The organism is Streptomyces sp. Root1304, assembly GCF_001426405.1.
In the GTDB taxonomy this organism is placed as follows: domain Bacteria; phylum Actinomycetota; class Actinomycetes; order Streptomycetales; family Streptomycetaceae; genus Streptomyces.
The window spans coordinates 493,041-515,812 of record NZ_LMEP01000012.1 but is presented as its reverse complement, the minus strand read 5'-3'; the positions used below and the strand labels follow the sequence as shown (position 1 = coordinate 515,812).

21 protein-coding genes are annotated in these 22,772 nt (G+C 72.6%); 5 read left to right on the top strand and 16 right to left on the bottom strand.

Features of this window, described 5'->3' with window-relative positions:
* Positions 1 to 43 precede the first annotated feature (43 nt).
* Positions 44 to 1,705: a LuxR family transcriptional regulator gene (locus ASD33_RS15190; protein ID WP_242426987.1), complete on the top strand. Its 1,662-nt coding sequence runs from the start codon at positions 44 to 46 to the stop codon at positions 1,703 to 1,705.
* Positions 1,706 to 1,739: 34 nt separating this feature from the next.
* Here the strand turns inward: ASD33_RS15190 and ASD33_RS15185 are convergent, their stop codons facing one another.
* The 3 genes from ASD33_RS15185 to leuA all read right to left on the bottom strand — a co-directional run bounded on the left by ASD33_RS15185 (position 1,740) and on the right by leuA (position 5,922).
* Positions 1,740 to 2,432, bottom strand: coding sequence for a TerB family tellurite resistance protein (locus ASD33_RS15185; protein ID WP_056559127.1), 693 nt, complete (start codon positions 2,430 to 2,432; stop codon positions 1,740 to 1,742).
* 132 nt (positions 2,433 to 2,564) lie between these two features.
* Positions 2,565 to 3,908 (bottom strand): choice-of-anchor A family protein, encoded by a 1,344-nt coding sequence (locus ASD33_RS15180; protein WP_056559124.1) that lies wholly within the window; start codon positions 3,906 to 3,908, stop codon positions 2,565 to 2,567.
* A 241-nt stretch (positions 3,909 to 4,149) separates the two neighbouring features.
* Complete coding sequence (leuA, locus tag ASD33_RS15175; protein WP_056559121.1) at positions 4,150 to 5,922, bottom strand: 2-isopropylmalate synthase; 1,773 nt, start codon at positions 5,920 to 5,922, stop codon at positions 4,150 to 4,152.
* 292 nt (positions 5,923 to 6,214) lie between these two features.
* On the opposite strand from leuA, the gene ASD33_RS15170 reads away from it, so the two are divergent.
* Positions 6,215 to 7,267, top strand: coding sequence for a M4 family metallopeptidase (locus tag ASD33_RS15170; RefSeq protein WP_056559119.1), 1,053 nt, complete (start codon positions 6,215 to 6,217; stop codon positions 7,265 to 7,267).
* Between the two features lie 20 nt (positions 7,268 to 7,287).
* Complete coding sequence (locus tag ASD33_RS15165) at positions 7,288 to 7,551, top strand: protealysin inhibitor emfourin (protein WP_056559116.1); 264 nt, start codon at positions 7,288 to 7,290, stop codon at positions 7,549 to 7,551.
* A gap of 52 nt (positions 7,552 to 7,603) precedes the next feature.
* Here ASD33_RS15165 and era read toward each other — a convergent pair whose 3' ends face one another.
* The 6 genes from era to ASD33_RS15135 all read right to left on the bottom strand — a co-directional run bounded on the left by era (position 7,604) and on the right by ASD33_RS15135 (position 13,230).
* Complete coding sequence (era, locus tag ASD33_RS15160; protein ID WP_030317458.1) at positions 7,604 to 8,545, bottom strand: GTPase Era; 942 nt, start codon at positions 8,543 to 8,545, stop codon at positions 7,604 to 7,606.
* A gap of 38 nt (positions 8,546 to 8,583) precedes the next feature.
* Positions 8,584 to 9,558 (bottom strand): DUF916 domain-containing protein, encoded by a 975-nt coding sequence (locus tag ASD33_RS15155; RefSeq protein ID WP_056559113.1) that lies wholly within the window; start codon positions 9,556 to 9,558, stop codon positions 8,584 to 8,586.
* A gap of 68 nt (positions 9,559 to 9,626) precedes the next feature.
* Positions 9,627 to 10,961 (bottom strand): hypothetical protein, encoded by a 1,335-nt coding sequence (locus ASD33_RS15150; protein ID WP_056559110.1) that lies wholly within the window; start codon positions 10,959 to 10,961, stop codon positions 9,627 to 9,629.
* Between the two features lie 202 nt (positions 10,962 to 11,163).
* Positions 11,164 to 11,643, bottom strand: a complete 480-nt coding sequence (locus tag ASD33_RS15145; RefSeq protein ID WP_056559107.1) for a hypothetical protein — start codon at positions 11,641 to 11,643, stop codon at positions 11,164 to 11,166.
* 213 nt (positions 11,644 to 11,856) lie between these two features.
* Positions 11,857 to 12,219 carry a hypothetical protein gene (locus tag ASD33_RS15140; RefSeq protein ID WP_056561412.1) on the bottom strand — a complete coding sequence of 121 codons (363 nt, stop codon included), beginning with the start codon at positions 12,217 to 12,219 and terminating at the stop codon, positions 11,857 to 11,859.
* A gap of 123 nt (positions 12,220 to 12,342) precedes the next feature.
* The gene (locus ASD33_RS15135; protein WP_056559105.1) at positions 12,343 to 13,230 is read right to left on the bottom strand and encodes a helix-turn-helix transcriptional regulator; all 888 of its coding nucleotides are present in this window, start codon (positions 13,228 to 13,230) and stop codon (positions 12,343 to 12,345) included.
* 91 nt (positions 13,231 to 13,321) lie between these two features.
* Between ASD33_RS15135 and ASD33_RS15130 the strand changes: the two genes are divergently transcribed.
* Complete coding sequence (locus ASD33_RS15130) at positions 13,322 to 14,740, top strand: MFS transporter (RefSeq protein ID WP_056559102.1); 1,419 nt, start codon at positions 13,322 to 13,324, stop codon at positions 14,738 to 14,740.
* A 1-nt stretch (position 14,741) separates the two neighbouring features.
* Here the strand turns inward: ASD33_RS15130 and ASD33_RS15125 are convergent, their stop codons facing one another.
* The 5 genes from ASD33_RS15125 to ASD33_RS15105 form a co-directional block, all read right to left on the bottom strand.
* A complete protein-coding gene (locus ASD33_RS15125; RefSeq protein WP_056559099.1) occupies positions 14,742 to 15,095 on the bottom strand; it encodes an MmcQ/YjbR family DNA-binding protein in 354 nt (117 codons plus the stop codon).
* Positions 15,092 to 16,387: a hemolysin family protein gene (locus ASD33_RS15120; protein WP_056559096.1), complete on the bottom strand. Its 1,296-nt coding sequence runs from the start codon at positions 16,385 to 16,387 to the stop codon at positions 15,092 to 15,094. Before ASD33_RS15120 ends, ASD33_RS15125 begins: the two co-directional genes overlap by 4 nt.
* 5 nt (positions 16,388 to 16,392) lie before the next feature.
* Positions 16,393 to 16,890, bottom strand: a complete 498-nt coding sequence (gene ybeY / locus ASD33_RS15115) for an rRNA maturation RNase YbeY (RefSeq protein ID WP_056559093.1) — start codon at positions 16,888 to 16,890, stop codon at positions 16,393 to 16,395.
* A gap of 12 nt (positions 16,891 to 16,902) precedes the next feature.
* Entirely contained in the window at positions 16,903 to 17,937 is a 1,035-nt protein-coding gene (locus ASD33_RS15110) for a PhoH family protein (protein ID WP_056559090.1), read from the bottom strand.
* Between the two features lie 105 nt (positions 17,938 to 18,042).
* Complete coding sequence (locus tag ASD33_RS15105; protein ID WP_056561409.1) at positions 18,043 to 19,161, bottom strand: PfkB family carbohydrate kinase; 1,119 nt, start codon at positions 19,159 to 19,161, stop codon at positions 18,043 to 18,045.
* Positions 19,162 to 19,431: 270 nt separating this feature from the next.
* Here ASD33_RS15105 and ASD33_RS15100 point away from each other — a divergent pair, with 270 nt between their 5' ends.
* Positions 19,432 to 20,778: an MFS transporter gene (locus ASD33_RS15100; protein ID WP_056559088.1), complete on the top strand. Its 1,347-nt coding sequence runs from the start codon at positions 19,432 to 19,434 to the stop codon at positions 20,776 to 20,778.
* Positions 20,779 to 20,848: 70 nt separating this feature from the next.
* Here the strand turns inward: ASD33_RS15100 and ASD33_RS15095 are convergent, their stop codons facing one another.
* The gene (locus ASD33_RS15095) at positions 20,849 to 21,859 is read right to left on the bottom strand and encodes an adenosine deaminase (protein ID WP_056559085.1); all 1,011 of its coding nucleotides are present in this window, start codon (positions 21,857 to 21,859) and stop codon (positions 20,849 to 20,851) included.
* A 10-nt stretch (positions 21,860 to 21,869) separates the two neighbouring features.
* Positions 21,870 to 22,772 (bottom strand): ribonuclease Z, encoded by a 903-nt coding sequence (locus ASD33_RS15090; RefSeq protein ID WP_056559082.1) that lies wholly within the window; start codon positions 22,770 to 22,772, stop codon positions 21,870 to 21,872.

Below are 22,772 nucleotides of genomic sequence, written 5' to 3'. Positions count from 1 at the left end.
TCCCGGCCCTACCCTGAAATGGAGCCGGGAAGGGGCGTGAGCCATGTCCGCACCCACCGTCCACGGCCCGCGCACGGCGGGCACGGTCGACGCGGTCGTCCGCGCGCGGGACGCCGCCGCCCGTGAGGCCTGGGCCGAGGCGTACGCACTGCTCCACGCCCACGACCGCCACCCCTCGCGCGGCCTGACCGCCGGCGACCTCACCGTCCTCGCCGACGCCGCCTGGTGGACCGGACACGTCGAGGAGTCCGTCACCGCCCGGCTCCGGTCGCACGCCGCCCATGTCGCCGCCGACGACCACCGGGGCGCCGGGCTCGCCTCCTGGCGGCTGGCCGAGGAGTACCGGGGCCTCGGGCGGCCCGCGGCGGCCGCCGGCTGGCTGCACCGGGCGCGGCACCACCTGGAGGACCTGCCGGACTGCCCCGAGCAGTGCTTCCTCGCCTGGACGGCGGCCGAGGAGGCCGAGGCCCGGGGCGACCCCGGGGCGGCGCTCGCCGCGGCCCGCCGCATGACGGAGCAGGCCCTCCGCTCCGGCAGCCCCGATCTGCTCGCCCTGAGCCTCCAGGCCGAGTCCGGCGCGCTGCTCACGGCCGGCCGCAGGACCGAGGCGCTCGCCCTGCTCGACGAGGCGATGCGGAGGGTGGCGGCAGGAGAACTGAGCGGCATGTTCACGGGCCGCCTGTACGAGCTCGCCCTGACCCGGTGCATGGAGACGGCCGCGCTCGACCGGGCGGTGGAGTGGACGAACGCGGCGATGGAGTGGTGCGCGCCGCCGTGGTCGGGACGACGGACGGCGGAGGAACCGCGCGGCGCGGAGCCCGCGCCGGAGCGGGCCGCGCCGGCCCCGGGCCTGATGGCCCCGGGCCTCATGGACCCCGGCCCCACGGCGGACGGCCTCCCCGCCGACGACCGCGCCACCGGCGGTCTCCCCGCCGACGCGCCCGTGCCGCCCATGGCCGTGCCCGCCGGTGAGAATCCGTTCCGGGGCGTCTGCCGGGCCCGTCGCGCCGAGGTGCTCGATCTCCTCGGCGCCTGGGCGCTCGCCGAGGCCGAGGCCCGGCAGGCCTGCCGTGAGGTGCCGGTGGACCGCCTGGAGGCGGCCGCGGCCGCGTGCTACACCGCCGGTGAGGTCCAGCGGCGCCAGGGCCGTACGGACGCCGCCGCCGTCTCGTACGGGCACGCCCACGGTCTGGGCCGCGTCCCGCAGCCCGGCCTCGCCCTGCTGCGCCTCGCGCAGGGCCGGACCGACGCGGCCGTCGCGGGCGTCGAACTCGCCCTGGCCCACCACGGAACGGGCGGCCGTGACCTCCTGGGCCGGGCCCGGCTCCTCGCCGCCCGTACCGAGATCGCGCTCGCCGTCGGCGACCCGGCCGGGGCGGCGGAGGCGGCGGCCGCGCTGGACGCCCTCGCCGGGGACGTACAGCTGCCGCGGGCCCTCGCCGACACGGCGCTCGGCTCCGTCGCACCGGCCGGGGAGGCCCGGGACGTGCTGCGGCGGGCCCTCGCCGGCTGGCGGGAGCTGCGCGTGCCGTACGAGGCCGCGCGGGTGCGGACGCTCCTCGCGGTCGCCCACAGGGAGAGGGGCGACGAGGCGGAGGCACGCCGGGAATTGGGCACCGCGCGGGCCCTGTTCGAACGGCTCGGAGCCGTACCGGACGCCCGGCGCGCGACGATGCTCGCCGCCGCGGGAGCGGTACGGCGCTGAAGGGCCGGGCAGGCCCCTGGGACCTCCAGGACGCCTACGAGACCGTCCTGGCCGAGGCGAGCAGCCGGGTCACGTCGTCGGGGGTGAGCGCGAGCGCGTTCCCGACGGTGCCGAGGACCTCCCGCTCGGACGGGCTGTAGGCGCCGTCCGCGAGGGCGATCCGGGCGGCCTGGAGCAGGATCGACTCCCGCCCCGAGGACGCCAGGTGCGGGGTGAGCGGCTCCAGGGCCTCGTGCAGCTCGATCGCGAGGAGCGCGCCCTCGGGGTTCACCTCGGGCATGAACCGCCCGGTGTCGGCTTCCAGGGCCTCGACGAGGTCGACGAGCTGGACGGCCGTGCACTCGGCGAAGCCGGCGGACCGGACCGCGTGGACGGCCCGGTCCAGGACCTCGCGGGAGTCGGTGCCGCCGGCCGCGAGGACGGCCAGGGCGACGGTGTGCACCGCGTCCCGCAGCATCGCGGAGAAGCGGCTCGTCGTCGGGTGGTCGAGGACCTCGGTGCCGAAGTGCGTGTGACAGGCCGCGCATTCGACGACGGGGCCCGTACAGCCCCGGGGCAGGACGGGGACCCCGAGGACGGCGAACCTGCGGCGGCCGGTGCGCCGCCGGTAGTTGCGGTCGCCCCCGCACTCCTCGCAGAAGAACTCGCCGTCTCCGACGGTGTTCCAGGAGGTGCGGATTCCGCAGACGCCCACTTTCCCACCACGTGAATTCCGGGCAGACCGCACACGCACCTCCTCAACGGCCCGGCTGCACTGCCGGCGTTGGCGTGATGTTAGCCACATCCTTGATGTGGCGTCAGCACCCCGTCAGGAGTTCACTCAGGAGTTGGCCGAGACACGTCATGCTTCCGGATCCGGTCAGGAAGCGCGGCGACGGCGCTTTGCGAAGGCCAGGAAGCCTCCGCCGACGAGGACGGCGGCCGCTGCGGCGCCGATCGCACCCGGTCCGATGGCCGAACCGGTCGTCGCGAGATCACCCTCCGGGGTGGCGGACGGCGCCGGGGTCGGCGTCGTCGCCGGGGCGGTGGTGGCCTCGCCCGGGCCGGCCGGGGTGGACGGGGAGGCGGAGCCGCCCGGCGTCGACGGCGTGGACGGGGGGACGGAGCCGCCCTCGCTGGGGGTGGGCTCGGGGGTGGCCGGCGGGGTGGGGACGGGGGTGTCGGTCGGCTTCGGGGTCTCCGGGGTGACGACCGGGCCCGGCGTCTTCTCCCCCGGCAGGCAGCCGGTGAAGTTCATCTGGTGGGTCTCGGCGCCGGGGACGGTGGCGAGTTCCTCGGCGACGACGGAGCCGTTGACGTGGCCGGGGCCGACGTTCTTCCCGCCCATCTCGACCTTGGCGTTCGGCGCGAAGATCGTGCCGGGCCACGAGGTGTAGTTCTTCTTCACGCTCTCGGCCTGCGGGAAGTTCCACAGCAGCTTGGAGCGGATCTGGCGGTACTCGTCGCGCGGCACGGCGTAGTCGTCGACGACCGGGGCGCCGCCGTCGAGGTTGTTGTAGTAGACGCCGTAGGTGGCCGAGGTGCTCATGTCGTACGAGGCGCCGAGCACGTTCACCAGGGTCGAGGAGCCGACCGGTACGTCCAGGGTGATCGCGCGGAACTTCTCCAGGTCGGCGGCGTTCACGGCGAAGACGTTGAGCTTCGGGTCGGTGCCCGTGAGGAAGACGCCGTCGCCGGAGGTGGCGACCGTGCCGTTGGGCTCGGTCGCGGCCCAGCCGGTGGACAGCGCCCGCAGCTTCGTGAACTCCTTGCCGAAGTCGACCGGGGAGGCGCCCTCCGCGACCTTGTCGCCGTCGACGCCGAAGCCCTGGCCCGGGGTGGAGCGGTCGACGACCTTGCCGGCGATGCCGGTGCCGTTGTCCAGGACGACCTGGTTCGCGTAGAGCGTGCCGCCGACGACGAGGCTGTGGCCGCCGGGGAGCTTCGCGAGGTCGGCGCCGGTGAGCTTGTGGCCGATGGAGAAGCCGGAGGGCCGCTTCGGGTCGCCGAAGTACGCGTCGCCGCCGACCGCGACCGCGCCCTCGGAGTCCGAGTGGCGGGTGGAGTCCTTCTCGACGAACTCGGCGTACAGACCGGCCGTGCCCAGCGGTTGCGCCACGCACTCGGTGGTGGCGGCGGAGCCGGCGGCGGAAGCGGCGGGGGCCCAGGCGAGGGCGGCGCCGGTCACCGCGAGAACGGTGGCCACGGCAGCGGTCGTACGCATACGGAACTCCAGGTCAGGGAGGTACGAAGGGGGCGCGTGGGGGGAGTGTCCGAAGGGACGCGTCGACCATCCGCCATTCCCTGATGTGCCGTCAACTCATCCGATATCCCATTGATTCCGGCATAGCCGGATGACCTTCCTTAAGCGAACCTGAAACCGTGACGCAGCTCACACGGCGGCTCGGATACGACACCGCCCCGCCCCTTCAGAAGGGGGCGGGGCGGTGTCACGTCCGAGCGGGTCAGCGGGCCGAGCGGTTGACCGCCGAGATGACCGCCTTCAGGGAGGCGCGGGTCGTGTTGGCGTCGATGCCGATGCCCCACAGGACCTGGCCGTCGATGGCGCACTCGATGTACGAGGCGGCCTGCGCGGAGGCGCCCTCGCTCATCGTGTGCTCCTGGTAGTCCAGCAGCCGGGCGTCCACGCCGATGCCCTGCAGCGCGGCGAAGAAGGCGGAGATCGGGCCGTTGCCGGAGCCCGTCAGGACGGTGTCGGCGCCGTCCACGACCGCCTCGACCGTCAGCGTGTCCGTGCCGTCGGTGTCGGAGGTGGTCTGACCGGAGCGCAGCTGGATCCGGCCCCAGCGAGCCGCCGCGTCCTCCGGGTTCGGCAGGTACTCGTCCTGGAAGACGGCCCAGATCGCGGCCGGCGTGACCTCGCCGCCCTCGGTGTCCGTCTTCTGCTGGATGATCTTCGAGAACTCGATCTGCATCCGGCGCGGCAGGTCCAGCTTGTGGTCGTTCTTCAGGACGTACGCGATGCCGCCCTTGCCGGACTGCGAGTTGACCCGGATGACGGCCTCGTAGGAGCGGCCGACGTCCTTCGGGTCGATCGGCAGGTACGGCACCGCCCACTCGATGTCGTCGACGGTCTTGCCCGCGGCGGCCGCGTCGGCCTCCATGGCGTCGAAGCCCTTCTTGATGGCGTCCTGGTGGGAGCCGGAGAAGGCGGTGTAGACCAGGTCGCCCGCGTAGGGGTGGCGCGGGTGGACCTCCATCTGGTTGCAGTACTCGCTGGTCCGGCGGATCTCGTCGATCTGCGAGAAGTCGATCTGCGGGTCGACGCCCTGGCTGAACAGGTTCATGCCCAGGGTCACCAGGTCGACGTTGCCGGTGCGCTCGCCCTGGCCGAACAGGCAGCCCTCGATGCGGTCGGCGCCCGCCATGATCGCCAGCTCGGCCGCCGCCACCGCCGTGCCGCGGTCGTTGTGCGGGTGGACCGACAGGCAGACGTGCTCGCGGCGGGTCAGGTTCCGGGACATCCACTCGAAGCGGTCCGCGTGCGTGGACGGCGTCGAACGCTCCACGGTGGCGGGCAGGTTCAGGATGATCTCGCGGCCCGGGCCGGGCTGCCAGACGTCACAGACCGCCTCGCAGACCTCCAGGGCGAAGTCCAGCTCGGTGTCGGTGAAGATCTCGGGGCTGTACTGGTAGCCGAAGGTCGTCCGCTCGTCGAGCAGCTTCTCGGCGTACTCCATGACCAGGCGGGTGCCGTCCACGGCGATCTGCTTGATCTGCTCCTTCGAGCCGCGGAAGACGACCCGGCGGAAGGTGGGCGCGGTCGCGTTGTACAGGTGGACGGTGGCGCGCCTTGCGCCGACCAGGGACTCCACGGTCCGCTCGATCAGGTCCTCGCGGGCCTGGGTCAGTACGGAGATGGTGACGTCGTCCGGGATCGCGCCGTCCTCGATGATCGAGCGCACGAACGCGAAGTCGGTCTCGCCGGAGGACGGGAAGCCGACCTCGATCTCCTTGTAGCCCAGACGGACCAGCAGGTCGAACATCTCGCGCTTGCGCGCCGGGGACATCGGGTCGATCAGGGCCTGATTGCCGTCGCGCAGGTCGGTGGACAGCCAGCGGGGCGCCTTGGTGATGCGCTGCTCGGGCCAGGTGCGGTCGGGGATGCGCACCTGCTCGTACCGGCCGTACTTGTGGATCGGCATCCCGGACGGCTTCTGCAGCTGCGTCGCGTTGGTGACCGGCGTGGGGCGGCTGACGAACGGGGACTGGGTCATGTGCGTTGGGCTCCTCGGGTCCAGCAAGAAGGACGGCCGACTGTCGAACGCAACACCAGGTCCCGCGGGGAGGGGGTCGGCCTACGACTACAGGCCCTCGCCGCGGCAGCTAAGGAGAAGCAGCCCGAAACGCATGATGGCGGCAGCCTAGCCCAGGACGACGGAGACGGACGTCCTGTATCAGTATGCGGGACGGCGCCCGCGTCAAGGCCGAACAGTGACGCATCACTCCATTTCGCCAATCCTCGTCTCATCCCGTGACAGCGGCCTCACGCAGTGCCACATTGCGGGGATGACTCCCCACACGCCTGTCTTCTGCTCGATCGTCCCCCCGCACCTCCTGGAGCACCTCGCGCGCTCCTCGAACCCGGCCGTCGCGGCGACCGCCCGCCGCACCCTCGTCGCGGACGCCTCGGCCCGTACCTTCCGGGTCCTGCCGCTGCCCGGCACCGCGCCCACGCTCGCCCCCGCCGAGACCGGCCGGCCGCACCGCACCGTCCACGACTGCGAGCGCGGCACGGTGCTGCCCGGCGTCAAGGTCCGCGGCGAGGGTGAGGAGGCCACCGGGGACGCCACCGTCAACCGGGCGTACGCGGGCCTCGGTGCCACCTTCGACCTCTTCATGAACGCCTTCGGGCACGACTCGATCGACGGCTCCGGGCTGCCGCTGATCGCCTCCGTCCACTACGACGAGAACTACGGCAACGCCTTCTGGAACGGCGAGCAGATGGTGTTCGGTGACGGCGACGACGAGATCTTCCTCGACTTCACCCTCCCCGTGGACGTCATCGGCCACGAGCTGGCCCACGGCTTCACCCAGTACTCGGCGAACCTGGAGTACTTCAGCCAGTCCGGCGCGCTCAACGAGTCCGTCTCCGACGTCTTCGGCTCGCTCGTGAAGCAGTACGCGCTGGGCCAGACCGCCGAGCAGGCCGACTGGCTCATCGGCGAGGGCCTCTTCCACCCGAACGTGGAGGGGACGGCGCTGCGCTCCATGAAGGCCCCGGGCACCGCGTACGACGACGACGTCCTCGGCAAGGACCCGCAGCCCGGCCACATGGACGACTACGTCCGCACCGGCCGCGACAACGGCGGGGTCCACATCAACTCGGGCATCCCCAACCACGCCTTCTACCTGGCCGCGACCGAGCTGGGCGGCAACGCCTGGGAGCGGGCGGGGCGGATCTGGTACGACGTGATGACCGGCGGGACGCTCACCCCCGAGGCCCGCTTCTCCGAGTTCGCGGCGGCCACCGTGGCGGCGGCGAAGGCGCGGTACGGCGACGGGGAGGAGATCCAGGCCGTCCTGAAGGCCTGGGCGGCGGTGGGGGTGCCCACCGACTGACCGGCTGGTAGACAGGGCCCATGCGGATTCGAGTGCGGCGCACGGGCGGTTTCGCGGGCATCGAGCGGTCGGCGGAGGTGGACACCGCCGGCCTGCCCGACGCGGACGGCTGGCACGCCCTGGCCGGAGCTGTCCTCGACGGGGGCAGCGACGGGGGCCGGGGCGTGCCGGACGGCTTCGCCTACGAGATCACCGTCGACGGCGTCACGGTCCGCTGCTGCGACCCGCGCCTCACGGACGCGCAGAGGACCCTCATCACGAGGGTCCTCAAGGAAGGCGCGTAGAACCAGGGGCCCCAGAACCCCGGCTTCCACCGCTGCTGGGGCCCCTCTTCGCCTAGAACCCCAGCTTCCGCAGCTGCTTCGGATCGCGCTGCCAGTCCTTCGCGACCTTCACGTGGAGGTCGAGGAAGACCGGGGTGCCGAGCAGGGCCTCGATGTGCTTGCGGGACTTCATGCCGACCTCCTTGAGGCGGCTGCCCTTCGGGCCGATGATGATGCCCTTCTGGCTGGGGCGCTCGATGTACACGTTGGCGTGGATGTCGAGCAGCGGCCGGTCCGCCGGGCGGTTCTCGCGCGGGATCATCTCCTCGACGACCACGGCGATGGAGTGCGGCAGCTCGTCCCGGACGCCTTCGAGCGCGGCCTCGCGGATCAGCTCCGCGACCATCACCTGCTCGGGCTCGTCCGTGAGGTCGCCCTCCGGGTAGAGCGGCGGGGACTCCGGGAGCAGCGGGATCAGCAGGTCGGCGACGAGCTGGACCTGCTTGTTGCCGACGGCCGAGACGGGCACGATCTGCGCCCACTCGAAGCCCAGCTCCTTGCCGAGCTGGTCGACGGCGATCAGCTGCTCGGCGAGCGTCTTGGAGTCGACCAGGTCGGTCTTGGTGATGATCGCGACCTTGGGGGTCTTCTTGATCCCGGCCAGTTCCTTGGCGATGAACTTGTCGCCGGGGCCGAGCTTCTGGTCGGCCGGCAGGCAGAAGCCGATCACGTCGACCTCGGCCCAGGTGGTGCGCACCACGTCGTTGAGCCGCTCGCCCAGGAGGGTGCGCGGCTTGTGGAGCCCGGGGGTGTCGACCAGGATCAGCTGCGCCTCGGGGCGGTGCACGATGCCGCGCACCGTGTGCCGGGTGGTCTGCGGCCGGTTCGAGGTGATGGCCACCTTCTGGCCGACCAGAGCGTTCGTGAGGGTGGACTTGCCCGCGTTGGGGCGGCCGACGAAGCAGGCGAAGCCGGCCCGGTGGACGGCTTCGGTTTCTTGGTTGCGAGCGCTCATGGGGGCCATTGTCCCCGATGAGCGCCCGCCTCACGCACTCAGTGGGTACTCGTGTGCGTACCCGCGTCCGCCGGGGCCGCCCGGCGGCGCCGTACCCGCAGGGCGAAGGCACCCGCCGCACCCCCGACGAGCAGGGTTCCTGCGGCGAGCCAGGGCAGTGCGAGGAAGGACACCGTGCCGGTCTCCTTCACGTCCTTCGCGGTCGCGGTGAGGGTGACGTCACCCCAGTCGAGCTGCGGGGAGCCGGTCCACCGCTCGGTGAGCCGGATCTTCTGCCGGGGCAGCAGTTCGGCCGGCACCTTCGCCAGGTCGCGGTCGAGGAGGGTGCGGCCGAAGAGGCCCTGGGCCTTGAGGACGACCTTGGGGCTGAGGGTGACGTTGCCCCGGTTGTAGAGGGTGTAGGAGACGACGGCGCTGCTCGTCCGGGTGCCGGGGACCAGCGGCCGGTCCTGGTCGAGGGTGATGTCCTCGACGGCGAGGGCGGGGACGGTCGGTCCGTTGACCCGCAGGTAGACGCGGGCGGCGACGGCCCGCTGCACGGCGACGGCGACGGAGCCCTTCGCGCCGGGGGTGAGCCGCTCGTCGAGGGCGACGAGGGCGCCGGGGTGGTCGCCGGGGTCGGCGTCGGCGGGCACGGTCAGCGTGTACGGGACGGTGACGGCGGAGCCGGGCGGGACGGTGATCCGGGTCCGCTCGGGCTTGATCCAGGCGCCGGCGCCGGTCTGCTTCTCCTGCTGGGCGCGGACGGCGAAGCCGCCGTCCCGGTCGGTGTTGTAGGCGTCGGCGCCGTAGAGCCGGAAGGTGAGCGGGGCGGCGGTCTTGTTGGCGACGGTGACCCGGTCGGTGACCGTGGAGCCGGGGTCGGCGGTGAGGAAGAAGTACGGGCGGCTGCCGAGCTTCGCGGCGGCCGGGTAGACGGCCCACTCGCCGTTCTCGGCGGCGCGCGCGCCCGGCGCGAGGCCCAGGAGCAGGAGGAGGGCGCTCAGGAGGAGGACGTACGGCTTGACGCGCACGGTGCGGAACCCCCGGGGTGCGGATCGGAGCGGGCCGGGCGCGGGTGCGCGCCCGGCCCGCTGTGCGGTCAGGACAGGGTCAGCGTCAGCACGCCCGCGTACGCGCCCGGCGCGGTGAACGCCGGGACGTCGAGGGAGAGCCCGGCGTCGACGGTGAACTCGCCGCCCGTGAGGGCGCCGTTCGGCGTGGAGGCGAGGGTCGCGCCGCCGCTGCCGACCGGGCCGGCCGAACCGGCCGCGCAGGTGCTGGGGCTGCCCGCCTTGGCGGTGCAGGCCGGGGTCCAGCTGAGGTTCCCGGCGCCGATGGCGCCGCCGGGGCCGGTGAAGTCGGTGACCTTGCCGGTCAGGGACCAGCCCGCGGGGCCGCCGCGGAAGTCCTTGACGGTCACCGTCTGGAGGGCTCCGGAGGCCGCGCCGCCCTGGCCGAAGTCGACCGCGGACAGCTGGACGGCGTCACCGGCCTGGGTCATGGACAGCTCGCCGGCCGTGACGGTCGCGGTGATCGTCTGGCTGTTCGGCGGAGCGGGGACGACGACCTTGTACGCCGCGGGACCCGCGCCCTTCTCCGGGTCCCAGGCCGCGCCCTCGTACGCCACGATCCCGGTGGTCGCCACGTCGTTGACCTTCAGCCGGGCGGCGAAGGCGCCGTCGGTGTCGGTCGTGACGGTCATCCGGTCGGCGGTCTCCGCGCCGCCGGCCCGGCCGACGACGGTGACCTCGGTGAGCGGGGTGAACCTGGCGCCGCTGACGGTCACCCGGACCCCGGGGTCACCGGAGGCGTTGTCGAGCTGGAGCGACCGGGCGTTGGGGCTGGTGACGGGGCTCGCGACGACCGTCTCGGAGACCGGGGCGGGCGGGTTGAGCACCGTACAGGGGGTGTCCAGCTCCATGAGGTAGCTGGTGTGGATGTTGTAGTCGCCGGGCGACAGGGTGATCGAGCCGGCCTCGGTGACCGTGAAGGTGCCGGTCATGGAGAAGGCCGGGAAGGAGCCCTTGCCGGGGACCGGCGGGTTCTTCTTGGGTCCGGTGACGGTCACGGCGCCGGACTGGGCGCCGCCGAGGACGACCTTGCCGCTCGGCGTCATGATGTCGGCCGGGAGCGCCAGGTCGACCGGGTTGGACGCGGCGGGCTTGGTGATCGTGTAGGTGACGGTCACCGTGTCGCCGACCTTGGGCGCCGACTTGTCGACCGTGATCGCGGACGTGGTCGTGCCCTCGATGGGCGGGATGCCGGCGATCGGCGGCGGGATGCAGCGCGTGGGGAACTGCACCTCCGCGGAGGTGCTGGTCGCGCCGGCCGGGGCGGCGACGGCGCCGCCGCCGACGACCGCGAGGGCGGTGGCGCCGAGGACGGCGGTCCAGCGCCGTCTTCGGGCCGCCGCCCGGGATCGGGTGAGTGCCATGGGAGTGCCCCCTCCTGAGGAATGAGTGGGCGCCATTGACGGCCGCGGGCGAAAAGAAGTCAATGCAAGCGAAAGACATCGACTGATGACCCATCAGATACTGTCAAGATCGCCGACTTCGGCGTTTGCCCAGGTCACCGCCCCGGAACACGACGGAGACCGGTGCCGCCCGAGGGCGACACCGGTCCGGTGGGGGCAGGGCTCAGCTGAACACGAACGGGCCGGGCGACTGCGAGGTCACCGCGTCACAGTTCACCGTGACCCCGAAGATCACCATCTTGAGGGCGACACCCGCGAAGTACGAGTTGAGGCTGTCGCCCGAGGCCACGGTCCCGCTCAGCGGGCCCATGACGACGGACTGCCCGGCACCGAGCGCCGGGTTCTTCTTCCCGGTGAAGACCCGGGTGCCGCCGCCGGCCTTGGCCAGCGTCAGGGTCGAGCTGATCGTGTCGGCGCCGACCGCGATCGGCGTCGTGACGGCGGAGGTGACGGTGATGGTCGCGGACGTGCCGCTCTGCGTGGCCGTGAGGGTGGCGGTGCCACCGCCCCAGCTTCCGCAGTCGTACGTCGCCGTGGCCGACCCCGGCGACACGGCGGCGGCCGTCGGAGCGAAGGCGAGCGAGGCGGCGGCGATGCCGCCGGCGAGGACCGCGACGGTCCCTAAGGTGCTTCTGCTTCTCATGGCGAGTTCGAACCCCTTCCGATGACGAACGCAGGGGTGCGGACACTGCGTGAATGGTGGAGATCTGACGGTCCGTCGGGCGAACCGCTGTTCATTGAGACGCAGACCGCCAGGGAAGGCAAGAGAAGGTGCGGTGATCCTTCACAAACACACAAAGACACGGAGGGCCCGGCTCCCCGCCGGGCCCTCCGTGTCCTGTTCTCGCCGCTCGGTTCAGCCGGCGGTGACCGCCACGCGCAGCTGCCCGTCCGGACCCGCGAGCAGCACCGGGGTGTCCGGCCCGCCCAGGTCCCGTACCGCCGCGCGGTCCTCGTCCGAGGCGGCCCCGGCGTTCGACACGACGGCCGCCGCCTCCAGCGATCGGGCACCGCTGGCCACCGCCATGGCGACCGCGGTCCGCAGCGCGCTCAGCTTGAGCGACTCCAGCTCCACCGTGCCCGCCACGTACGTACGCCCGGTCTCGTCCCGCACCGCGGCCCCCTCGGGCACGCCGTTGCGGGCGCGGGCGCTCCGCGCCAGCGTGATGATCTTGAGGTCCTCGGCGCCCAGGTCGCCGTGCTCGCTGCTGAGTGTCATGCCCCTGAGCATAGGTCGAAGCAGGGGCGGGCCCGGGGCGGGTCTCAGCCCGCGACCGCCCGGCGTCTCAGCCCGCGACCGGGTACGGCCGGGAATCGGCCCACGACCGGCCCGTCCCCGGGTTCAGCCCGCGACCGGGTACATCGCTCCCCGGCGTCCCTCCGGTGACACCAGCCACTCCAGCTTCTCCGCCGTGCCCGCCTCCGGCAGCGGCGTGTGCATCACGATCACCAGGTCCGGCCGGGCCGGGACCCTGAGCTGCGTCGCCTCCACGAACAGCGCGCCGACCAGCGGGTGCGTCAGCTCCTTGCGGTTCTGCCCGCCCGGCAGGATGTCCCGCCGCTCCCACAGCTCCACGAACTCCGGGCTCAGCTCCTTGAGCTCGTCCACCACCGCCCGGAAGCCCTCGTCGTCCGGGCACTCCGAGCAGGCCGAGCGGAACTGCGCGACGACCCTGGGCGCCAGCTCCTCCCAGTACCCCACGCGCGCGCGGTAGAGCGGATCGGTGAAGAAGTTCACCAGACAGTTCTGCGAGATGTCCGGCCGCATCCCGAGCACGATCGACGCGGCGTCGTTGTACAGGATCGTGTTCCAGTAGGCGTCCATGATGTGCGCCGGGTACGGCATCCACCCGTCGATGAGCCGCCGCAGCCCCTCGCACATGTCCCGGTCCTCCGGGGCCGTCTCCGGGGCCGGCGGGTTCAGCGCCGCCAGGACGTACAGATGGCGCCGCTCCGCCGGGCTCAGCCGCAGCACCCGCGCCACCGAGTCGAGCACCTGCGGCGAGACCGTGATGTCCCGGCCCTGCTCCAGCCACTGGTACCAGGAGACCCCGACCCCCGCGAGGACCGCGACCTCCTCCCGGCGCAGCCCCGGCGTACGGCGCCGCGCACCGCCGTCCGGCAGCCCCGCCTCGGCCGGGCTCACCCGGGCCCGGCGGCTCATCAGGAACTCGCGCAGTTCGCCCAGTCGGTGCTGCTTCGTCGTGGTGCTCTCGAGAGCGGTGGCCACGTGTGCTTCCTCCCCCTGGATGCCTGGTGGTACGACCAACAGGATAAGTTCCCGCTCCCCAGCGTTGTTCCCGGACGCCGAAGGTGGGGGCATGGCAACGACGACCTCACCCCCGACCGCCCCCACCGCGACCGGCGCCCCGACCGCCCCGCCGACTCCCCCGGCCCTCACCGGCCGCACCCGCCTCATCCTCTTCGTGCTGTGCGCCGCCCAGTTCATGGTCGCGCTCGACTTCTCCGTCCTGAACGTGGCCCTGCCCGTCCTCGGCGCCGACCTCGGCCTCGGACAGTCCGCCCTCCAGTGGGCCGTCACCGCCTTCGCGCTCCCCTCCGGCGGCTTCCTGCTCCTCTTCGGACGCATCGGCGACCTCTACGGACGCAAGAAGCTGTTCCTCGCCGGGCTCGCCCTCTTCGGCGCGGCCTCGCTGCTCGCCACCTTCGCCTGGAACCCGGCCGCCTTCCTCACCGGACGCGCCCTCCAGGGCATCGGCGCCGCCGCGATCGTGCCCACCGGCATGTCCCTGCTGACCACGACCTTCCCCGAGGGCCCGCTGCGCGACCGGGCGCTCGGCATCTCCGGCACCCTGCTCTCGCTCGGCTTCACCGTCGGCATGGTCCTCGGCGGCGTCATGACCGACACCCTCGGCTGGCGCTCCACCATGGGCCTGCTCGCCCTGTTCAGCGTGATCGTCCTGCCGCTGGCCCCCGGTCTGCTCCCCGAGTCCCGCACCCCCGACCGGCCCCGGCTCGACGTGCCCGGCGCGGTCACCGTCACCGGCGGTCTGCTCGCCCTGATCTACGCCCTGTCCACGGCCGCCCAGCGCGGCTTCGGCGACGCCGACGTCCTGGTCACCCTGGTGGCGGGCCTGCTGCTGCTCGCGGTCTTCGTACGGGTCGAGTCCCGGCACGCGGCCCCGCTGGTCTCCCTGCCGATGCTCCGCAGGGGCACGGTCGCCTTCGGCAACCTGGGCGGTCTGATCACCTTCTCGATGATGTCGACCGTCGTCTTCGTCCTGACCCTGTACTTCCAGGAGACGCTGGACCTGTCGGCCTTCCAGACCGGCCTGATCTTCGGCGTCCAGGGCGTGGTGTCGGTCGTGGCCGGCATGCTCGCGCCGAAGGTGATCGGCCGGTTCGGCGCCCGCCGCACCCTCGTCGGCTCGCTCGCCGGGCAGGGCCTCCTGACGGCCGCGCTGCTCGGGGTGGGCGCGGAGTCGGGCGCGATCCTGGCGACCGTCGCCGTCTCGGTGGCGTCCATGTTCCACCTCGGTGCGATCGTCTCGTACGGACTGACCGTCACCTCCGGCGTCCCGAACGAGGAGCAGGGCCTGGCCACCGGCCTGGTGACCACCACCCAGCAGGTCGGCCTCACCATCGGCATCCCGCTGCTCGGCGTCCTCGCCACCACCGGAGGCAACCTCTACGGCGGTGTCCGCACGGTCCTCCTCCTGGACGCGGCGATCGTGCTCGGCACCGCGCTCCTGCTCGGCCTCGGACTGCGGCGCCGGTGACTCAGGGGCGGTCGAGGCGGAGCCGAACCGCCTTCGGAAGACCGGCGACGACGAGGTCGTACGAGTCCTCGACGAGCTCCCGGACCATGCGGTCCGGGAGCTCTCCCACGCTCACCGTGTTCCAGTGCCGTTTGTTCATGTGATAGCCGGGCATGATCGCCGGATGCTCCTCACGGAGCCGTACGGCGTCGTCCGGATCGCACTTCAGATTGACCCGCAGCGGCTCGGACTCGAGCCACGAGAGCGCGAACACCTTCCCGGCGACCTTGAAGACGGAGACGTCCGGACCGAACGGGAACTCCTCCGCCGCGTCGTTGAAGTCCAGGCAGAGGGCGCGCAGCTCGTCGGGGGTCATTCCGGGTTCTCCTCCGGTTCCAGGGGTTCCACGAGAACGGTGACGATCTTGTTCCGCCGGCCGGCCGGGGACTCCGCCGTCAGCCGCAGCGAACGCCCGTCGGGCAGCTCCACGACCGCCTTCGCGCCGGCGATCGGGACGCGGCCCAGCGCCTTCGCGAGGAGACCGCCGACGGTCTCGACGTCCTCGTCGTCGTACTCGTCGGGCCCCAGACCGTACAGCTCGCCCAGGTCCCCGATGTCGAGGCGCGCGGTCACCCGGCGGCGGTCCTCGCCGAGGTCCTCCACCGGCGGCAGCTCCCGGTCGTACTCGTCGGTGATCTCCCCGACGATCTCCTCCAGGATGTCCTCGATGGTGACGATGCCGGCGGTGCCGCCGTACTCGTCGATGACGACGGCGACGTGGTTGCGCTCCTGCTGCATCTCGCGCAGCAGGTCACCGGCGTTCTTGGTGTCGGGCACGAAGGCGGCCGGCCGCATCGCGGTGGAGACCAGGTCGGCCTCGGAGTCTCGGTTGATGTGCGTCTTGCGGACCAGGTCCTTCAGATACACGATGCCGACGATGTCGTCCTCGTTCTCCCCGGTGACCGGGATGCGCGAGAAGCCGGAGCGCAGCGCGAGCGTGAGGGCCTGACGGATCGTCTTGTACCGCTCGATGCAGACGAGGTCGGTCCGGGGCACCATGACCTCCCGTACGAGGGTGTCGCCCAGCTCGAAGACGGAGTGCACCATGCGGCGCTCCTCGTCCTCGATGAGCGACTCCTGCTCGGCGAGGTCCACCATGGCCCGCAGCTCCGCCTCGGAGGCGAACGGACCCTTCCGGAAGCCCTTGCCGGGGGTCAGCGCGTTGCCGATGAGGATCAGCAGCTGCGGGATCGGGCCCATGATCCTGGCGAGCGGCAGCAGGACGTACGCGGCGGCCGTCGCGGTGTTCAGCGGGTGCTGGCGGCCGATCGTGCGCGGCGAGACGCCCACGGCCACGTACGAGACGAGGACCATGACGGCGATGGCGACGAGCAGCGCCTCCCAGGTCTCCGGGAAGGCTTCGAGGCAGGCGTACGTGACGAGGACGCCGGCGGCCATCTCGCAGGCGACGCGGACGAGCAGCGCCACGTTGAGGTAGCGGGTCGGGTCGGCGGCGACCTGGGCGAGCTTCGCGGCCCCGCGCCGCCCGGACCGTACGGCCTCGGCGGCGCGGAAGCTGGAGACGCGGGCGAGACCGGCCTCGGCGCACGCGGCCAGCCAGGCCACGACGACCAGGGCGACCGCCCCGAGGATCAGTGAAACGTCCATCGGGGTCAGGAGACGGTGGGCGCGGGGGACGGGCCGGTCAGGCCCTTCTCCTCGCGCCAGCCGTCGACGATCGCCGCCTGGAGGCCGAACATCTCGGCCTTCTCCTCGGGCTCCTCGTGGTCGTACCCGAGGAGGTGGAGCACGCCGTGGACGGTGAGCAGCTGGAGCTCCTCGTCCATGGAGTGCTCCGTCGGCGCGTCCTTGCCCTGCTGGGTGGCGACCTCGGGGCAGAGCACGATGTCGCCGAGGAGCCCCTGCGGGGGCTCCTCGTCGTCCTTGGCCGGCGGGCGCAGCTCGTCCATCGGGAAGGACATGACGTCCGTCGGGCCCGGCAGGTCCATCCACTGGATGTGGAGCTGCTCCATGGCCTCCGCGTCCACCACGATCACCGAGAGCTCGGAGAGCGGGTGGATGCGCATGCGCGCGAGCGCGTAGCGGGCGATGTCGAGGATCGCCTGCTCGTCGACCTCGGTGCCGGACTCGTTGTTGACGTCGATCGACATGTGCTGTTTCTGCTACTTCCCGTTGCGGCTGTCGTACTGCTCGTACGCGTCGACGATACGGCCGACGAGCTTGTGCCGGACGACATCCTGCGACGTGAGCGTCGAGAAGTGGACGTCCTGGACGCCTTCCAGGATGTCGCGCACCTGCCGCAGACCGCTCTTCGTCCCGTTCGGCAGGTCGACCTGGGTGACGTCACCGGTGATGACGATCTTCGAGTCGAAACCGAGGCGGGTGAGGAACATCTTCATCTGCTCGGGGTTCGTGTTCTGCGCCTCGTCCAGGATGATGAACGCGTCGTTCAGGGTCCTGCCGCGCATGTACGCCAGGGGTGCGACCTCGATCGTGCCGCTCGCCATGAGCTTGGGGATCGAGTCCGGGTCGAGCATGTCGTGCAGCGCGTCGTAGAGCGGGCGCAGATACGGGTCGATCTTCTCGTAGAGCGTGCCGGGCAGGAAGCCGAGGCGCTCGCCGGCCTCGACGGCCGGGCGGGTCAGGATGATCCGGGTGACCTGCTTGGACTGCAGGGCCTGGACCGCCTTGGCCATCGCCAGATAGGTCTTTCCGGTGCCGGCGGGGCCGATGCCGAAGACGATCGTGTGCTTGTCGATCGCGTCGACGTACCGCTTCTGGTTGAGCGTCTTGGGGCGGATCGTGCGGCCCCGGTTGGAGAGGATGTTCTGGGTGAGCACCTCGGCGGGGGTCTCCTCGCCGCCCTCCGAGCCGTTCTCGCTCGCCCTGAGCATGGCGATCGAGCGTTCCACTGCGTCCTCCGTCATCGGCTGACCGGTGCGGAGCACCAGCATCATCTCGTCGAACAGGCGCTGGATCAGAGCGACTTCCGCCGCGTCGCCGACCGCGCTGACCTGGTTGCCCCGGACGTGGATGTCGGCTCCCGGGAACGACTGCTCGATCACGCGGAGCAGCGCGTCACCGGAGCCGAGCAGGGACACCATCGGGTGCTTGGCGGGGACGGTGAACTGGGCGCGGGCCTGTCCGGGCGTCCCGTCCTGGGGCGATCCGTCGTGGGCTGTGGGTGTCTGAGTCATGGGCCGGCACTAGGCCTGCGCATACCTCCCGTTGCGGGGTTCTCGCTGCTCGACAACCTCTCGGCTTCCCAGCCTACGACTCGGTGCCGACAAGGCCGTAGCGGTTTACGCGTGGGAGGCGGGGAAGCCGATCGTGGGCACCGCCCGGCGCAGTGGCCAGGGGCGGGCGGGGGCGGGCAGGAGGCGCTCCAGGAAGGCGTAGCGGTCGCGCAGGGCCTCGGGGTCCTGCATGGCGTGGCCCTGGACGTGCTGCCACCAGGCGGCGATCTCGCCCCAGGTGGGGGCGGAGAGCGAACCGCCGAACTCCTGGACGGAGAGGGCGGCGGTGAGGCCGGCGAAGGCGAGTCGGTCGGCGAGCGGCCAGTCGGCCAGGGTGCCGGTGACGAATCCGGCGACGAAGACGTCCCCGGCGCCGGTCGGGTCGAGGGCGGAGACCTGGATGGCGGGGACCTCGGCGGTCTCGCCGGTGGCGCCGTCGACGGCGTAGGCGCCCTCGGAGCCGAGGGTGACGACGGCGTAGCGGACCTTGTCGGCGAGGGCGCGGGCGGCGGCCCGGGGGCAGTCGGTGCGGGTGTAGCGCATCGCCTCGGCGGCGTTGGGCAGGAAGGCCTCGCAGTGGGCGAGGTCGGTGAGTCCGTCGAGGTCCCAGCGGCCGGTGTCGTCCCAGCCGACGTCGGCGAAGACCTTGGCCCCGCCGCGGGCGGCCCTGGCGACCCAGTCCTCGGAGCGGCCGGGGACGAGGGAGGCGACGGCCGCGCGCGCGTGGGGCGGGTAGGCGGGGAGGGCTCCGTCCAGGTGGGGGGCCTCGTGGCCGTGGGAGACCATCGTCCGCTCGCCCTCGTAGGCCATGGAGACGGTGACCGGGGAGTGCCAGCCGGGGACGGTGCGGGAGAGCGACAGGTCGATGCCCTCGCCCTGTTCGAGCGCGTCCCAGCAGTACTCGCCGTAGTGGTCGTCGCCGAAGGCGGCGGCGAGCGAGGTGCGCAGGCCCAGCCGGGCGAGGGCGGTGGCCATGTTGGCGACGCCGCCGGGGCTGGATCCCATGCCGCGGGCCCAGGACTCGGTGCCGCGGACGGGGGCGCTGTCGAGGCCGGTGAAGATGATGTCGAGGAAGACGGTGCCGGTGAGGAAGACGTCGCAGGCGGGGTCGGTGGGCTCGCGCAGGCACACCAACGGGTCGACCCCGGCGTCGTGTTGCGGCTGGTCTCCCCTTGCTGTGGTCACGGCGGACTCCCCGGTCGTGGTGCGCTGGACCGGCACCGTGGTGCCGGTCTGGACAGTGTGCCCGATGGGGGTGGAGAGACGGGGGTGACGCGACGCGGTCGTCGCGCGTTACCCCGCCGTTCCGCCCCCAAACCGATTGTGGCCCGTATCACAGGTCGAATCGGGGGATTCCGTCTTCTCCGCCCACTCGGATGCTTGATACACATGGTGCCGCGGCCCGTGGATCACCGGGCCCCCATCTCATTTCCCTGTTCAGTTCCTGGAACGCCCATGTCGTCGCGCCCGCGCGTCCCGGGGGCTCTCGTCGCCCTCGTCGCCCTCTTCACGGCGGGATATCTCGCCCCGTACCTGCTGCCGACCGTCGTCGGCCGGCTCTCCGCCGGGCTCGGCCTCAGCCCCGCGCAGGCGGGCCTCGTCGGCTCCGTCCTGCTCCTCGGCTCCTCCTCGGCGGGCTTCACGCTCGCCGCGCGCGGGGACCGGATCGCACCGCGCCGGGCGGCCCGCGCGGGCCTGCTCGCGATGGCCGTCGGATACGGCTCCGCCGCCGCGACCGGCCTCGTCCCCCTGGTGGTGGCGGGCGCGGTCCTCGGCGGGGTCGGTTCGGGCACGGCGACGGCGGTGGCCGCTGCCGGGATCGCCGGGCAGCGGGACCCGCACCGGGCGGCCACGCTCGGCCTGCTGACGGTCTCGGCCGCGGCGGGCGCGCTCTATCTGACCCTTCCGCACCTGGCGGGCGGCCATGCCCCGCCGCTGCTGGCCATCGCCTGCGCGGCGGCGCTGGTGTGGCCGCTGACGAGCCGGCTGCCGGGCACCACGCACGCGCGTGACGGGGCGGAGCGGCGGAGCGCCCCGGCGGGTCCCCTGCCGTACCGGGGGGCCGGGGCGGTGCTCGCCGCGGGCATCCTCTGCTGGTCCCTCGCGCAGAACGCCCTGTGGGGGGTGAGCGGCCGCATCGGGCTCACCCAGGCGGGGCTCTCCGAGGTCACCGTCGGCGCGGTCTTCGCGGCGGCGCTCGGCGCGGGTCTGGCCGGGGTGACGGCGGCGGGCGCCCTGGGTTCGCGCCTCGGCCGGGCCGTGCCGATCGGGGTGGGCACGGTCCTCATCGCGGGCTGTGTGCTGCTCAGCTCGGCCGCCGGTGACCTGGCGTCCTTCGCGACCGGCGAGATCCTGTGGAACGCCGTCTACCCGGTGGTCCTGTCGTACCTGCTCGGCCTGGCGGCCTCCCTCGACCCGCGCGGCCGCTGGGCGGTCCTGGTCGGCTCGGCGTCCTCCCTGGGCGTGGCCTGCGGCCCGGTCACGGGCAGCCTCCTCTCGGAGGGGGCCGGCTACCCGGGCATGGGCGTGGTCCTGTGCGCGCTGCTCCTGCTGGTCGCCGCCCCGATGACGGCGGTGGCCCGCCATGCCTCCGGCCGTCCGCTGGTCCCGGGCTCGGTCCACCGCAGGGGCGGCGCCCCGGCGGCGGTCCTGGCGGGCACGGCGGCGGCGACCCCGCCCACGGTCCCGCAGATGGGTGCCCCGGAGGCCCAGCTGGCCCCGATCCCGCTCCCGGCGTCCGCGGGCCGCCGCCGTCCGACGAAGGCGACCTTCCGGCTGGCGAGACCGAACGACCGGGGCTAGGACCCGATCCGGAGACGGGCGCCCGCCCGGCCCGAGCCCGTCCGAGCCGCCGGGAGCGGGTGTGCCCGGGTCACCGGCCCGGGAACTCGTACGCCTCCACCTCCGCGAGGTACCGCGCCCTGCGGGGCTCGTCGTCCTCCAGGAACGAGGCCAGGAACGAGTTGCGGGCCAGCTCGCGGAGCTGTTCCGGCTCCAGGCCCAGGGCCTCCCGCACGCCCGCGAAGTTGTCCCCCACGTATCCCCCGAAGTACGCCGGGTCGTCCGAGTTCACGGTGACGAGCAGCCCCGCGGTCATCATCGCGCGCAGCGGGTGGTCGGCGAGGGTGTCGATGACCCGCAGCCGGACGTTCGACAGGGGGCAGAGGGTGAGCGGGACCCGCTCGCGGGCCAGCCGGCCGACGAGCTCCGGGTCCTCCATGCACCGCAGGCCGTGGTCGATCCGCTCCACGCCGAGGACGTCCAGGGCCTCCCGGACGTAGTCCGCCGGGCCCTCCTCGCCCGCGTGGGCGACCTTGCGCAGGCCGAGCGCCCCGGCGGCCTCGTACACCTCGCGGAACTTGGCCGGCGGGTGGCCGACCTCCGCCGAGTCCAGGCCGACGCCGGTGATCCGGTCCAGGTACGGCTTCGCGGCCTCCAGGGTCGCGAGTGCCGACTCGGCCGACTCGTCGCGCAGGAAGCACATGATGAGCCGCGTAGAGATCCCGTACCGCTCCTCGGAGCGTTCGAGGGAGGCGCTCAGGCCCTCGATCACGGTGCCGATCGGGATGCCGCGGGCGGTGTGCGCCTGCGGGTCGAAGAAGATCTCGGCGTGCCGGACGCCCTGGGCGGCGGCCCGCTCCAGATAGGCGTCGGCCAGCTCGGTGAAGTCCTCGGCGGTGCGCAGGACCGCCATCAGCCCGTAGTACAGGTCCAGGAAGGACTGGAGGTCGCTGAAGCGGTACGCCTCGCGCAGGGCGTCGGCGTCCGCGTACGGCAGGGTGACGCCGCCCCGCGCGGCGAGCGCGAAGGCCAGCTCGGGTTCGAGGGTGCCTTCGATGTGGAGGTGAAGTTCGGCCTTGGGGAGGTCTGCCGGGAGGTGCATGGGTGGTGCTCTATCTCTTCGGTACGGGGACCCGCATGAGGTCCTTGGCAATGCTCAGCTCGCCGTCGAACCCGGCCGCCCGTGCCTGCCGCTCGAACTCCTCCGGGTCGGAGTAGCGCTGCGAGAAGTGGGTCAGCACGAGGTGCCGTACGCCCGCGTCCCGGGCGACGGCGGCGGCCTGTCCGGCCGTCAGATGGCCGTGGTCGGTGGCGAGGCGGACGTCCTCGTCGAGGAAGGTCGACTCGATGACGAGCATGTCGGCGCCCTCCGCGAGGGCGTGCACGCCGTCGCAGAGGCGGGTGTCCATGACGAAGGCGAAGCGCTGGCCGCGCCGGACCTCGCTGACCTCGTCGAGGGTCACGCCGTCCAGGACGCCGTCGCGCTGGATCCGGCCCACGTCGGGCCCCTGGATGCCGTGCGCGGCGAGCCGCTCGGGCAGGATGCGGCGCCCGTCGGGCTCGGTGAGCCGGTAGCCGTACGACTCGACGGGGTGCGAGAGGCGTGCCGCGTCGAGCGTGTACGCCTCGGTGACGGCGAGCGGCCCGTCGGCGGCGACCGGCGCCTCGGTCAGCCGCACTGTCTCGCGGTAGGCCGTGGCGTACCGCAGCCGCTCGAAGAAGTGCTGCCCGCTCGCCGGGTAGTGCGCGGTGACCGGGTGCGGGACCTGGTCGAGGTTGATCCGCTGGATCACCCCGGCGAGGCCCAGCGAGTGGTCGCCGTGGAAGTGCGTGACGCAGATCCGGTCGATGTCGTGCGCGGCGACCCCGGCCCGCAGCATCTGCCGCTGGGTGCCCTCGCCCGGGTCGAAGAGGAGGCCCTGTCCGTCCCAGCGCAGCAGGTAGCCGTTGTGGTTGCGGTGCCGGGTCGGGACCTGGCTGGCGGTCCCGAGCACGACCAGTTCGCGTACGGACAC